Here is an 11,841-nt window from a genome sequence, read left to right as displayed (position 1 = left end):
CCTCGCGTCCGCGCGCCCCGCGCGCCAGCCGATTACCCGGTCCGCCACCGCGGCCCGGTCAGACCCGCCCGACCTGGTAGTCGCCCTGGTCGCTGGTCACGACGACGGGGACCTCCACCTGCTCGCCGTCGACGACGGCCTGGCAGGTGAACTGCGTACCGGCCGACACCTCGACGTCCTCCGGGCAGGCGATCGCGCCGACCTGCAGGCCGTAGTCCTGGGTGAGGACCTGGTTGACCCCGGCCTGCAGCGCGGTGCGGTCGAGCCGGTCGCTGCCGAGCACGCCCGCCCAGAACAGCGCGCCGACCACGAGTGCGGCCACCACCACGGCGCCGATCCCGGCCAGGACGTAGCGCCGCGTCCGCGACGGGGAGCGGACCGCGTCCCGGGAGACCCAGGGCTCGTCCTCGCCGGGGCCGGGGTTCTGCCACCCGCCCGGCCCGGACCCGCCGTCGGCCGGGACGGCCGCGGTGGTCTGCGCGTCGGCCCAGGGCGACCCGGGCGACGACGCGGGGACGGCGTCGGTCGGCGCTCCGGTCTCGGCGGCCCGGCGACGGGCGCGGCGCCCCGTCGGGACGGCCCATCCGCCGTCGGTGCCGGTGTCGGAGCCGGCCTCGTCGCCCCACAGCGGCTCGCCGCGGGCCGGGTCCCCGGCGCCCCCGTCGTGGGCGGCCCAGCCGCCGGTGTCGCCGCTGTGGCGTCCGCCCGCGGGCGGGACGGCGTCCCAGCCGCCGGTGCCCTGCGCGGGTGCGCCGCCGGCGTCGTGGGCGGCGCCGGGGGCGGCCCAGCCGTCACGGTCGTCGCGGTCGGGGGACCAGGCTCCGGTGGTCTCGGGGTCGGCGCCCCACCCGCCGGGCGGTGGCGTGCCCCAGGCGGGGATCTCCCCGGTCCGCTCCGCGGCATCCTCGGGATGCCGGTCCGGTCCCTGCGGGTTGTTCATCGCCTACTCGTCCGCCCGTCTCTCTCGTCCTGCCGTCGTGACAGCTGGTGCTGCTCGTGACTGCTGGTGCTGTTCGTGACTGCTACTGCATACCGGCCGCGACCACGCCGCGCCGGACCGCACCGGAGGCCCGGTGGGCCGCCTTCCCGACCGCGCTCGACCGCCCGGCGACCCCGGCGATCTGGTCGAGCAGGTCGAGGACCTGCCGGGTCCAGCGTACGAAGTCGCCCGCGGACAGCTCGTGCCCGTTCCGTTCGGCGGCCTCCAGCACCTGTGCCAGGGACTCGCCGCGGGCCCACCGGTGCATCGGCCAGGCGAACGCCAGGTCGGGTGCGCGGGTGCGTTCGGCCTTGTGCCGGCGCTGGTCGGCGTCGAGCTCCTCCCACAGCCGCACGGTCCGCTCCAGCGCGTCGGACACCGGGCCGGTGGGCAGCCGCGGCATCGGTGCGTCGTCGCGGCGGGACTCGTAGACCAGCGCCGAGACCACCGCGGCCAGCTCGTCGGGCTCCAGGCCGTCCCACGCGCCGTGCCGCAGGCACTCGGCGGCCAGCAGGTCCGACTCGCCCCACAGCCGGGCGAGGACCCGGCCGTGCGCGGTGATCTCCTCCTCGCCGGGCTCGGCCTCCCCGGCCGGGACGAGGTAGCCGCGCTCGGCGAGCAGCGCCCGGATCCGGTCGAACGCCCGGGCCAGCGAGTGCGTCGTGGCCCGCACCTTCTGCCGCAGCGTCTCGGTCTCCCGCTCCAGCCTCGCGTGCCGCTCCGCCCAGCGGGCGTGCGCCTCGCGGTCGTCGCAGCCGTGGCAGGGGTGCGCGCGCAGGGCCCGGCGCAGTGTCGACAGCTCCGGGTCGTCCTGCACCCCGGGCCGGCGACGACGCCCGAGGGCGCGCCCCTCCCCCAGCCGGGAGGCGCGCAGCGAGGAGGCCAGGTCCCGGCGGACCTGCGGGGACCGGTGCTCGACCCGCTTCGGCAGCTTGATCCGGCCCAGCACCTCCACCGCGTCCGGGAAGTCCGCCGCCGACAACCGTCCCGCCCAGCGGTCCTCGGTGCACACCAGCGGCCGGACCTCGGCGTCGCGGCCCGCGGCCGACACCGCCCCGATCCCCGGGTCGAGCACCACGGCGATCCCGGCGCGCTTGCCCGAGGGCACCGCGATCACGTCGCCGGGGCGCAGCTCGCGCAGCGACTCCGAGGCCTCGTCCCGGGCGGCGACGGTGTTCTGGCGGCGCAGCGACTTCTCCCGGTCGGCGATGCGCCTGCGCAGGTCGGCGTACTCGGCGAAGTCGCCGAGGTGGCAGCTCATCGCCTCCCGGTAGCCGTCCAGGGCCTCGGTGTTGCGGTCGATCCGCCGGGCCAGCCCGACCACCGAGCGGTCCGCCTGGAACTGCCCGAAGGAGCGTTCCAGCAGCTCGCGGGCGGCGTCGGTGCCCAGGCGCCCGACCAGGTTGACCGACATGTTGTAGACCGGCCGGAACGAGCTGCGCAGCGGGTAGGTGCGGGTGGAGGCCAGCCCGCCGACCTGCTCCGGGTCCATGCCGGGTGCCCACAGCACGACGGCGTGGCCCTCGACGTCGATCCCGCGGCGCCCGGCGCGCCCGGTGAGCTGGGTGTACTCGCCGGGGGTGAGGTCGACGTGGGCCTCGCCGTTGTACTTGACCAGCCGCTCCAGCACGACGGTGCGGGCGGGCATGTTGATGCCCAGCGCCAGGGTCTCGGTGGCGAACACACAGCGCACCAGGCCGGCGACGAACAGCTCCTCGACGGTCTCCTTGAACGCCGGCAGCAGCCCGGCGTGGTGGGCCGCGACGCCGCGTTCGAGGGCCTCGCGCCACTCCCAGTACCCGAGCACGCCGAGGTCGGCCTGCGGCAGGTCGCCGGTGTGCTTCTCGACGATCCGGCGGATCTCGTCGACCTCCTCGGGCACGGTCAGGCGCACCCCGGCCCGCACGCACTGGCCGACCGCGGCGTCGCAGCCGGCGCGGGAGAAGACGAACGTGATCGCGGGCAGCAGCCCCTCGCGGTCGAGCCGGTCGATCACCTGCACCCGCGAGGGCGGCCGGAACCCACCGCGCGACGGCCCGCCCCCGCGCGGCCCCCGCCCGACGACGGCCGTGGAGTCGGTCTTCCCGCCCCGGGTGCGGCCGCGCTGCGGACCACCCCGGCCGCGCGGCCCGCGGTCGCCCGCCCGGTCCGAGCCGCGTGAGGTGGTGAAGTCCCGCCGCGCCATCTCGCGGGTGTAGCGGACCAGCTCCGGGTCGACGACGACCTCCCCGGGCCCGCCGGGGGTGCTCCGCTCACCGAACATGTCGAACAGCCGGTTCCCGACCATCATGTGCTGCCACAGCGGCACCGGGCGGTGCTCGTCGACCACCACGCGGGTGTCGCCGCGGACCTCGACCAGCCAGTCGCCGAACTCCTCGGCGTTGCTGACCGTGGCCGAGAGCCCGACGACCGCGACGTGCTCGGGCAGCTGGAGGATGACCTCCTCCCAGACCGCGCCGCGGAACCGGTCGGCCAGGTAGTGGATCTCGTCCATCACCACGTAGCCGAGGTGGTCCAGCCGCCGGTTCGCCGCCTTGTCGGAGTCGGCGTAGATCATGTTGCGGAGCACCTCGGTGGTCATCACGACCACCTGGGCGTCACCGTTCACCGCGGTGTCACCGGTGAGCAGGCCGACCGCGTCCGCGCCGTAGCGGGCGACCAGGTCGGCGTACTTCTGGTTGGACAGCGCCTTGATCGGCGTGGTGTAGAAGCACTTGCGGCCCTCGGACAGGGCCAGGTGCACGGCGAACTCACCCGCGACGGTCTTGCCGGCGCCGGTGGGCGCACAGAGCAGGACGCCGTGGCCGTCCTCCAGGGCCTCGCACGCCTCGCGCTGGAACGGGTCCAGGTCGAAGGGCATCAGACCGGTGAACTCGGCCAGCCGCGGATAGGCGGCGCGGGCCTTCGCCGCCGCGTACGCGGCGGCCGGGTCGGCGGCGGAACCATTCACGGCCCCAGGCTGTCACACGGCACCGACACCCTGCTCCGTCACAGGGTGAGCCGGGCCACGTGGCACCGCCGGCCTACTCCGGGTGGGCGAACTCCGCCTCGACGATGTCGGGGTTGATCTCCGTGCCGTGGTGCTCACCGCGGCAGATCGCGGCCATCAGGCCGTCCTTCTCGATGTCGAACACGTGCAGCGGCAGGCCGTGGTCGCGGGCCAGGATGAACGCGGTCTGGTCCATCACGGCCAGCCGGCGCGACAGGACCTCGTCGTAGGGCAGGCGCTCGTAGCGGCGCGCGTCGGGGTTGGTGCGCGGGTCGGTGTCGTAGACGCCGTCGGTGCCGTGCTTGGCCACCAGCAGCGCGTCCGCGCCGATCTCCAGGGCGCGCTGCACGCTCGGGTAGTCGGTGGTGATGAACGGCTGCCCGTTGCCGCCGGAGAAGATCAGGATCGCGTCCTTCTCCAGGTGCCGCTTGGCGCGCAGCCGCAGGAACGGCTCGGCGACGGCGTTGATCGGGATCGCCGTCATGACGCGGACGTTCTCCTCACCGCCCGCGGAGAGCTTGCCGCGGAGCAGGAGGCCGTTGATCACGGTGCCGAGCATGCCGATGTTGTCGGCCTCGACGCGGTCGATCCCCCAGGTCTCGGAGCGATTGCCGCGGAACACGTTCCCGCCGCCGACGACGACCGCGACCTGCACCCCCAGCGCACGCATCTGCCGGATCTGGTCGGCGAGGTGGGACAGGGCCTGCGCGGAGAACCCGAAGCCGTCGGCACCGGCCATCGCCTGTCCGCTGAGCTTGATGACCACCCGGTTGTACTTCATCTGTCCCGACCCGCTCCTCAGTGCCGCCCGACCCGATCCGGGGGGCAAGCCTACGGAGCCGTGCCGGACGGGGCCGCGGGGGGATCCGCGGCACCGCCCCGGTCAGGTGATGTCGTCGTAGCGGGGCGGCCCGGGGACGGTCCCGTTCGTCCCGGCACCCCCGGGGCGGCCGTTCCCCGCACCCGCGGTGCCGCCGTCCGGGGCAACGACGGGTGTCCGGGTGGTCGACAACGGCGCGGGGGGTTCGATCCGCGACGGCTCGATCCGGGACGGCCCCTCGATCGGCGACGGCGTGGTGTCCAGCGGCGAGGGCTCGTCCGGGTCCAGGGAGTCCCAGCCCTCGGCGGCGCGACGGCGGGCCCGGCGCCGGTCGGTGATCCGGCAGACCTGGATGGCGCCCTCGAACAGCAGGGTCAGCGCGAACGCCAGCGCCAGCATCGAGATCGGGTCCTGGCCGGGCGTGGCGATCGCGGCGAAGCAGAACAGCCCGAAGATCAGCCCGCGCCGGGAGCGGCGGAGCACGTCGTAGGACACGACCCCGGCCGCGTTGAGCGCGACGACCAGCAGCGGGATCAGGAAGCTGACCCCGAAGATGACGATCAGGTTCACGACCAGCGAGAAGTACGACGTGCCGGTCAGCGCCGTCGTCTGGATCTCGCTACCGATGGTCAGCAGAAAGCCGAGCGCCTGCGGGATGATCAGGTAGGCCAGCACCGCGCCGGCGACGAACAGCACCGCGGCCACCGAGACGAAGCCCAGCGCGTAGCGGCGCTCCTTCTTCAGCAGGCCCGGGGTGATGAAGCCCCACAGCTGGTAGAGCCAGATCGGGCAGGCCAGGATCACCCCGGCCGTCGCCCCGACCTTCAGGCGCAGCATGAACTGGTCGAACGGGGTGGTGCCGAGCAGGGTGCAGGCGTTCGGGTCGGCCGTCAGCGACGCGCGCGCCGAGGGCGGCAGCGAGCAGTACGGCTCCTTGAGCAGCTCACCCAGGCTCGGGAAACCGAAGAACGAGACCTCGAACCAGATGTAGCCGAACACCGTCGTCACCACGATCGCGGCGAGCGAGATGCCGAGCCGGTTGCGCAGCTCGTAGAGGTGCTCGATCAGGGTCATGGTCCCGTCGGGGTTCAGCCTGCGCTTCCGACGGAACGGCGCCTTCACGGGAGGAGGTGCCTCAGGCGGTCGGACCGGCGGGCCGGTCGGTGGCCTGTGCCGGCGGCTGCTGCGGCGTCTGCTGCGGGGCCGGGGCGGTCTGCTGCGGCGCCGGTGCGGCGGCGGGCAGCTCCTGAGCGGGCTTGGGCTCCTCGGCCTGCCGGCTGCGGGCGTCGTCGTCCTTGAGGCCCTTCATCTCGCCCTTGAACACGCGGGCGGACTGACCGACCGACCGCGCCATCTCGGGCAGCTTCTTCGCGCCGAACAGCAGGAGCAGAACGGCGATGATGATCAGCCACTCGTAACCACCGGGCATGGGTCCACCTCGCGTCGATCGGGCCGGGTCGACACCGAGTGTAGACACGGGCGAATCGGTCGCCCGGTCCCCCCGCCCCGGGACGTGGCTCCGGTCACCCGGTGTTCATGCCGTCGTCGTCATCCTGTCGCATTCCCCCTCCCGGGGGCGCCGGAGTGACTCAGGGTGATGCGTCGGCGATCCGGAGGGCCTCGCGGGCCCGTTCGCGCACCGCCGTCGCCAGCTCCGGGGGCTCGACGATACGGGCCGCGCCACCGAGCCCCAGGACGAGGCGGACCAGCCAGTCGTCGTCGGCGAAGCGGAGCAGCACCCGCAGCCGGTCGTCGCCGCCCGCCGCGGCGGGCACCGCGTCCGGCGCGCCGGGCGGCGGGTCGCCCTCGACCAGCTCACCGGCGCCGGTGCGCACCTCGTCGACCGGGTAGTACTCGGCGACCCAGTGCGCGTCCGGGTCGAGCTCCAGGACCGCGTACCGGTGCTCGGCGCGCGGGCTGAACAGCCCGTGCGAGACGTCGACGGGCCGGGCCTCGGGATGGGCGCGGGCCGGTTCGTCGAGCTCCTCGGCCTGCTCCACCCGGTCCAGGCGGAACATCCGCACGTCCTCGGCGCGGCGGCACCACGCCTCCAGGTAGCCGCGCCCGCCGCTGACGACCAGCCGCATGGGGTCGACGTCGCGGCGGGACACCGCGTCACGGCCCGCGGTGAAGTAGACGATGCGCAGCGCGCGCCCGCGGTCGAGCGCCCGGCGCACGACGGCGGTGGTGTCGCGCTCGCCGATCCCGGACTCGACGGTGACCAGACCGCCCGGACCGGCCGCCTCCCCCACCGCGGCCTCGACCTTCGCGATGGCCCGCCCGACGGCGTCGGAGTCGACGACCCCGGCGGTCTGGTGCAGCATCCGCAGCGCCACGAGCAGCGCGGTCGCCTCGGTGGTGGTCAGGCGCAGCGGCCGGGTCAGCCCGGCGTCGAAGACGACGTCGACGGTGTCCCCGGCGAAGGACAGGTCGACCAGGTCACCCGGCCCGTAGCCGGGCAGCCCGCACATCCACAGCAACTCCAGGTCCTTGCGCAGCTGCCGTTCGTCGACGCCGAAGTCCGCGGCGGCCTCGGCGACCGGCACCCCGGGGTGCGCCCGCAGGTAGGGCACCAGCGACAGCAGCCGGGGCAGGCGCTGGGCGACGCCCTGGCGGCTCACGAGCGGGTCCCGAGGGCACCCGCACCGAGCGCGGCCTCCCACAGCTCGCGGACCGCGCGCGCCAGCTCCGGCGGGTCGAGGACGGCGACGTCCGGGCCGTGCCCGGCCAGCCACCGCGCGACGGTGCCCCGGTCGCGCAGGTCCAGCTCGATCTCCACGCCCGGCCGTCCGGCGTGCTCGCGTTGCCCGCGCTCGCGGCCGGCGCGGCGCAGCCCGGCCGCGCGTCCCGCCGCGACCCAGACCCGTGCGGTGCCCGACACCGGCTGCGGGCCCGCCGAGGCACGCACCAGCGCCCGCAGGTCGACACCGTCGGGCACGGTGACCGCGCCCTCCGGTCCGACGGCACGCACCGGGCCCTCGACGCGGGAGAGCCGGAAACAGCGCACGTCGTCGCGGTCGCGGTCGTGGCCCACCAGGTACCAGCGACCCCGGAACGACACCACGCCCCAGGGCTCGACGGTCCGCCGCACCAGCTCCCCGGTGGGGCCGCCGCGGCGGTGGTCGAAGGTGACCACGCGGCCGGTGCGCACCGCGCCCAGCAGCGGCGCGAGGGCCGGCTCACCCGCGGCGGCGCCCGGCCGGATCGCCGCGGCCGGGGTCTCGGCGACCTCGACGCCCGCGGCGCGCAGCTTCACCAGCGCCCCGTGCGCGGCGCCGGCCAGCTCCGGGGAGTCCCACAGGTTCCCGGCCAGCGCGACGACGGTCGCCTCGTCCGGGTCGAGGTGGATCTCGCCGAGCTCGTAGTCGGCCCGGGCGATCCGGTAGCCCTCGACGGTGTCGAACACCGAGTTGTGGCCGGTCTCCAGCGGCACGCCCAGCTCGCGCAGCTCGGCCTTGTCCCGCTCGAACATCCGGAAGAACGCCTCGTCGCCGGCGCCGTCGGCGTAGCCGGGGACGATCGACCGGATCCGCTCCGCGGACAGGTACTGGCGCGTCGACATCAGGCAGAGCACCAGGTTGACCAGTCGCTCGGCGCGGGCGGAGGACACGACGGGCATCGTAGCCAGGCCGGACGGGACGGATCGGGCGCCCCGGGCCGCGGGCACCCGGGACCGCGCCGGGGTGTCTCATCCTGCGACAGGGTCGTTGACGGCGGCGCGTGTACGGAAAAGGCTCGACCCCGGGTGCGGCGCCGCGGCCGTACCGGCACGTGGAGGTGGCGCATGTCCGGTGAGCAGGAGACGTTCAACCCGTGGACCGTGGTGAACCTGGTGTTCCACCACCTGGCCGACCAGGGTCTGCACCCGGTCCTCGGGGAGACCGGGGACCCGGCCGCGGCCGCGACCGGGCTGCTGCGGTCGATGGGGGTCGCCCCGGCGCCGGAGAAGGCGGGTCCGGCCGACCCGGAGGTACAGGACGAGCTGGCCGAGCTGCGCCGCCGCATCATGCCCGGGATCGAGTGACCCGGCACCGGTGATCTAGTTTGCGCTCCGCACCGGACGGACCGGTCCGCGAGGAGGGGCGCCGATGGAGCAGCAGACCGAGCGCGCGATCGTGCAGCGGCAGCTCGAGGAGCTGCACCGTGCGGTCGGGAGCCCCGGCGGGGTCCCCGACGGGCGGGTCGTCGCGTACTACCCGCCGTCGATGGCCGGGCAGGCGCAGCTGTTCGGGCTGGCCGCCACCGACATCGAGGGCACGCAGTGGGAGGTCGGCGACGCCGGGGTCCGCTTCCCGCTGCACTCGATCTCCAAGGTGTTCACCTACGGCCTGGCGCTGGAGGACAACGGCCGTGAGGAGGTCCTGCTGCGGGTCGGGGTCGAGCCCTCCGGCGACCCGTTCAACTCGATCAGCTTCGACGAGGTCAACCACCGCCCGTTCAACCCGATGATCAACGCGGGGGCGCTGGTCGCGGTGAACCTGGTGCACGGCGCCACCAAGGAGGAGAAGGTCGAGCGGCTACTGACCCGGCTGCGGATCTACGCGGGCAACCCCGACCTGGCCGTCGACGACGACGTCCTGGCCGAGCAGCTGGTCTCCAACGACCGCAACGTCGCGCTGTCGTACCTGATGCGCAGCCTGGGGATGCTGCACGGCAACATCGAGGACAACCTGTACATCTACCTGGCGGCCTGCTCGGTGACCGTCACCGCCGCGGAGCTGTCGACGATGGCGGCGACCCTGGCCCGGGGCGGGGCGAACCCGTTCACCGGGGTGCCTGCGCTGCCCCGGACGTACACCCGTGACGTGCTCAGCGTGATGAGCATGTGCGGCATGTACGACGCCGCCGGGCAGTGGGCCTACGAGGTCGGGATCCCGGCCAAGTCGAGCGTGTCCGGGGCGATCCTGGCGGCGATCCCGGACGCGATCGGGGTCGGCGTCTACTCCCCCGGGCTGGACCGGCACGGCAACTCGGTGCGGGGGGTCGCGGTGTGCCGCGAGCTGTCCGACCGGTTCGGGCTGCACGTGTTCGCCGACCCGTCGGAGTCGCGGCTGGGCCGGATCGTGCGCCCGGGCCGGCGGGAGGAGGCGACCGAGATGTACCCCTCCGGCGACGGCTGGCTGCCCGACGGGCTCTAACGATCCGGCGCGGCGGACGAGTCCTCTGCGGGACATCGTCGTCGACACCGGGAGCAGGGCACGCATGGCCACGTTGGACGTCGTCGCGGACCGGGCGCTGCGCCGGGCCGGGGCCATCCGGTTCCACCGCCGCCACCGCGGGGAGGCTGCGGCGCTCCTCGCCGCGATCGAGGCCGAGCGCGGTCCGTCCGCCCCGGCGACGGCCCGGGCGTGCGACGCCTGGGCCGGCGACGTGCTGGGCTGGCGCGGCTACGCCCCCTGGCTGCGGGTCTACGCCGCGGTGGCCGGGGAGTTCCGGGAGGGCTGGATCCCCGACAACTACTACGGCCGGGTCGTGCTCCCCGCCGTGCAGGGGCCCTACGGCGAGGTCTCGAAGCTCAAGCCGCTGTCGCGGCGGCTGCTGCGGTCCGACCTGATCGCCGACGTCGCCTACTGGGTCAACGGCGGCCTCTACGACCGCGACCTGCGCCACCTCGACCGCGCCGGGCTCGCGTCGGTGCTGTTCGCCGGTTCGGACCGGGCGGTGTTCAAGTCCGACGACTCGATCCAGGGCGCCGGGGTGCGGGTGCTGCACCGGTCGGGGTTCGACCCCGCCGAGCTCGGCGGGCTGCCGTCGGGGGTGTTCCAGAGCTGGGTCGACCAGCACCCGCTGCTCGCGGGGTTCACCCCGGGCTCGGTGGCGACGATGCGGGTCACCACCGTCGTGACCGACGACGGCGTCGCCTCGGTCCGGGCCGCCTACCTGCGGTTCGGGCGCGCCGCCGACACCCACGTGCGCTCCGCCAGCCACGTGCGCGTCGCCGTGGACACCACGACCGGCCGGCTCGCCGACCACGGCCTGACCCCGCGCTGGACGCGCGTCGACGCCCACCCCGACTCCGGCGCGGGGTTCACGGGGACCACCGTGCCGGGCTTCGACGGGTGCGTCGCCGCGGTGCTGCAGCTGCACCGGGGGATGCCGTTCGCGCGCTGCGTCGGGTGGGACCTGACCGTCGACGCCGACGAGCGGCCCGTCGTACTGGAGTGGAACGCCGGGCACAACGACATCAAGTTCTCCGAGGCCACCCAGGGTCCCTGCTTCGCGGACATGGGCTGGGAGCGGCTGTGGCGACCCGCGGCCCGGATCCCGGCCCCGCGGCGGCCCGGGCCGTAGGTCCGGTGACCGGACGCCCCGGTGGCGTCGCCGAGCCGGGCCCGGGGATTCCGGGTGCGCCCGGCCCGCGGGGTCCGGCACCCTGCGGGGCATGGACACCTACCGGCGACCGGACGTGCCGGCCGCCGTGTTCCACGACGCCACCGGCGCGGTCGTCCCGTACGGGAGCCGCTGGGGTCCGGACGGCCCGCCGGAGGACAGCTACTCGGTGGTGACCCACTCCGAGCGGTTCCGGCCGCTGCACACCGTCGCCGACGCCGTCGCCGCGCACCTGGCCGCCCGCTACGACGTCGATGTCGAGCACGAGGGCGACCCCGCCGGGGACACCCCGGGCGCGGTCCGGGTGACGACGCTGCGCCCGCGCGCCCCGGACGCGGCCACGGTGACGCTGGTCCGGACGGGCTTCCCGGGCGTCGTGGTCCGGGCCGGGCACCTGCTGTCCGCGCACCTGCCGCCGTGCGGGTGCGACGCCTGTGACGACACCTGGGAGCAGGTCGCCGACGAGCTCGAGCACACCGTCGCGGCGGTCGTCGCCGGGACGTTCCGGGAGTGGTGCACCCGTCGCGACGGCGTCACGTGGGCCGGGCACGCGCTCGGGCCGCACCGCGGCAGGTCGTCGTCCGGGGAGACCGTCGCCGACACCGCGTCCGACGGCCGTGGGGCGACCGCGTGCGCCGGCCCGGGTGACGCTCCGGTCGTGTGGGCGCCCTGGCCGCTGCGCCACGCCTGAGCCGCGCGCTCGCTACGGTGCGACCGGACACC

General features: G+C 75.0%; 11 protein-coding genes. 4 read left to right on the top strand and 7 right to left on the bottom strand.

From position 1 onward, the window contains the following. Window positions 1-58: 58 nt before the first annotated feature. The 7 genes from ND486_RS28775 to ND486_RS02330 form a co-directional block, all read right to left on the bottom strand. Window positions 59-940 (bottom strand): DUF4333 domain-containing protein, encoded by an 882-nt coding sequence (locus ND486_RS28775; protein ID WP_285898072.1) that lies wholly within the window; start codon window positions 938-940, stop codon window positions 59-61. Window positions 941-1,022: 82 nt separating this feature from the next. After that, window positions 1,023-3,929, bottom strand: a complete 2,907-nt coding sequence (locus tag ND486_RS02355) for an RNA helicase (RefSeq protein WP_251782531.1) — start codon at window positions 3,927-3,929, stop codon at window positions 1,023-1,025. Between the two features lie 73 nt (window positions 3,930-4,002). Further along, on the bottom strand, window positions 4,003-4,749 hold the full coding sequence (gene pyrH, locus ND486_RS02350; RefSeq protein ID WP_062395067.1) for a UMP kinase: 747 nt from the start codon (window positions 4,747-4,749) through the stop codon (window positions 4,003-4,005). 102 nt (window positions 4,750-4,851) lie between these two features. Further along, window positions 4,852-5,862 carry a twin-arginine translocase subunit TatC gene (gene tatC / locus ND486_RS02345; RefSeq protein ID WP_374231377.1) on the bottom strand — a complete coding sequence of 337 codons (1,011 nt, stop codon included), beginning with the start codon at window positions 5,860-5,862 and terminating at the stop codon, window positions 4,852-4,854. 61 nt (window positions 5,863-5,923) lie between these two features. Further along, on the bottom strand, window positions 5,924-6,217 hold the full coding sequence (gene tatA, locus ND486_RS02340) for a Sec-independent protein translocase subunit TatA (protein ID WP_073574847.1): 294 nt from the start codon (window positions 6,215-6,217) through the stop codon (window positions 5,924-5,926). Between the two features lie 160 nt (window positions 6,218-6,377). After that, window positions 6,378-7,409: a YafY family protein gene (locus ND486_RS02335; protein ID WP_251782529.1), complete on the bottom strand. Its 1,032-nt coding sequence runs from the start codon at window positions 7,407-7,409 to the stop codon at window positions 6,378-6,380. Further along, window positions 7,406-8,398 (bottom strand): YafY family protein, encoded by a 993-nt coding sequence (locus tag ND486_RS02330; protein WP_251782527.1) that lies wholly within the window; start codon window positions 8,396-8,398, stop codon window positions 7,406-7,408. The genes ND486_RS02335 and ND486_RS02330 overlap by 4 nt, the downstream gene beginning before the upstream one ends. A 174-nt stretch (window positions 8,399-8,572) precedes the next feature. Between ND486_RS02330 and ND486_RS02325 the strand changes: the two genes are divergently transcribed. The 4 genes from ND486_RS02325 (at window position 8,573) to ND486_RS02310 (ending at window position 11,809) form a co-directional block, all read left to right on the top strand. Further along, complete coding sequence (locus ND486_RS02325) at window positions 8,573-8,812, top strand: hypothetical protein (protein WP_208823721.1); 240 nt, start codon at window positions 8,573-8,575, stop codon at window positions 8,810-8,812. 64 nt (window positions 8,813-8,876) lie between these two features. Next, complete coding sequence (gene glsA, locus ND486_RS02320) at window positions 8,877-9,926, top strand: glutaminase A (RefSeq protein ID WP_251782525.1); 1,050 nt, start codon at window positions 8,877-8,879, stop codon at window positions 9,924-9,926. Window positions 9,927-9,990: 64 nt separating this feature from the next. After that, the gene (locus ND486_RS02315; protein WP_285898069.1) at window positions 9,991-11,079 is read left to right on the top strand and encodes a sugar-transfer associated ATP-grasp domain-containing protein; all 1,089 of its coding nucleotides are present in this window, start codon (window positions 9,991-9,993) and stop codon (window positions 11,077-11,079) included. A gap of 91 nt (window positions 11,080-11,170) precedes the next feature. Beyond that, window positions 11,171-11,809 carry a DUF6226 family protein gene (locus ND486_RS02310; protein WP_251782523.1) on the top strand — a complete coding sequence of 213 codons (639 nt, stop codon included), beginning with the start codon at window positions 11,171-11,173 and terminating at the stop codon, window positions 11,807-11,809. Window positions 11,810-11,841 lie beyond the last annotated feature (32 nt).

The organism is Pseudonocardia sp. DR1-2 (genome assembly GCF_023717215.1).
Classification (GTDB): domain Bacteria; phylum Actinomycetota; class Actinomycetes; order Mycobacteriales; family Pseudonocardiaceae; genus Pseudonocardia; species Pseudonocardia alni.
This window is presented reverse-complemented; position numbering and strand designations above follow the sequence as displayed.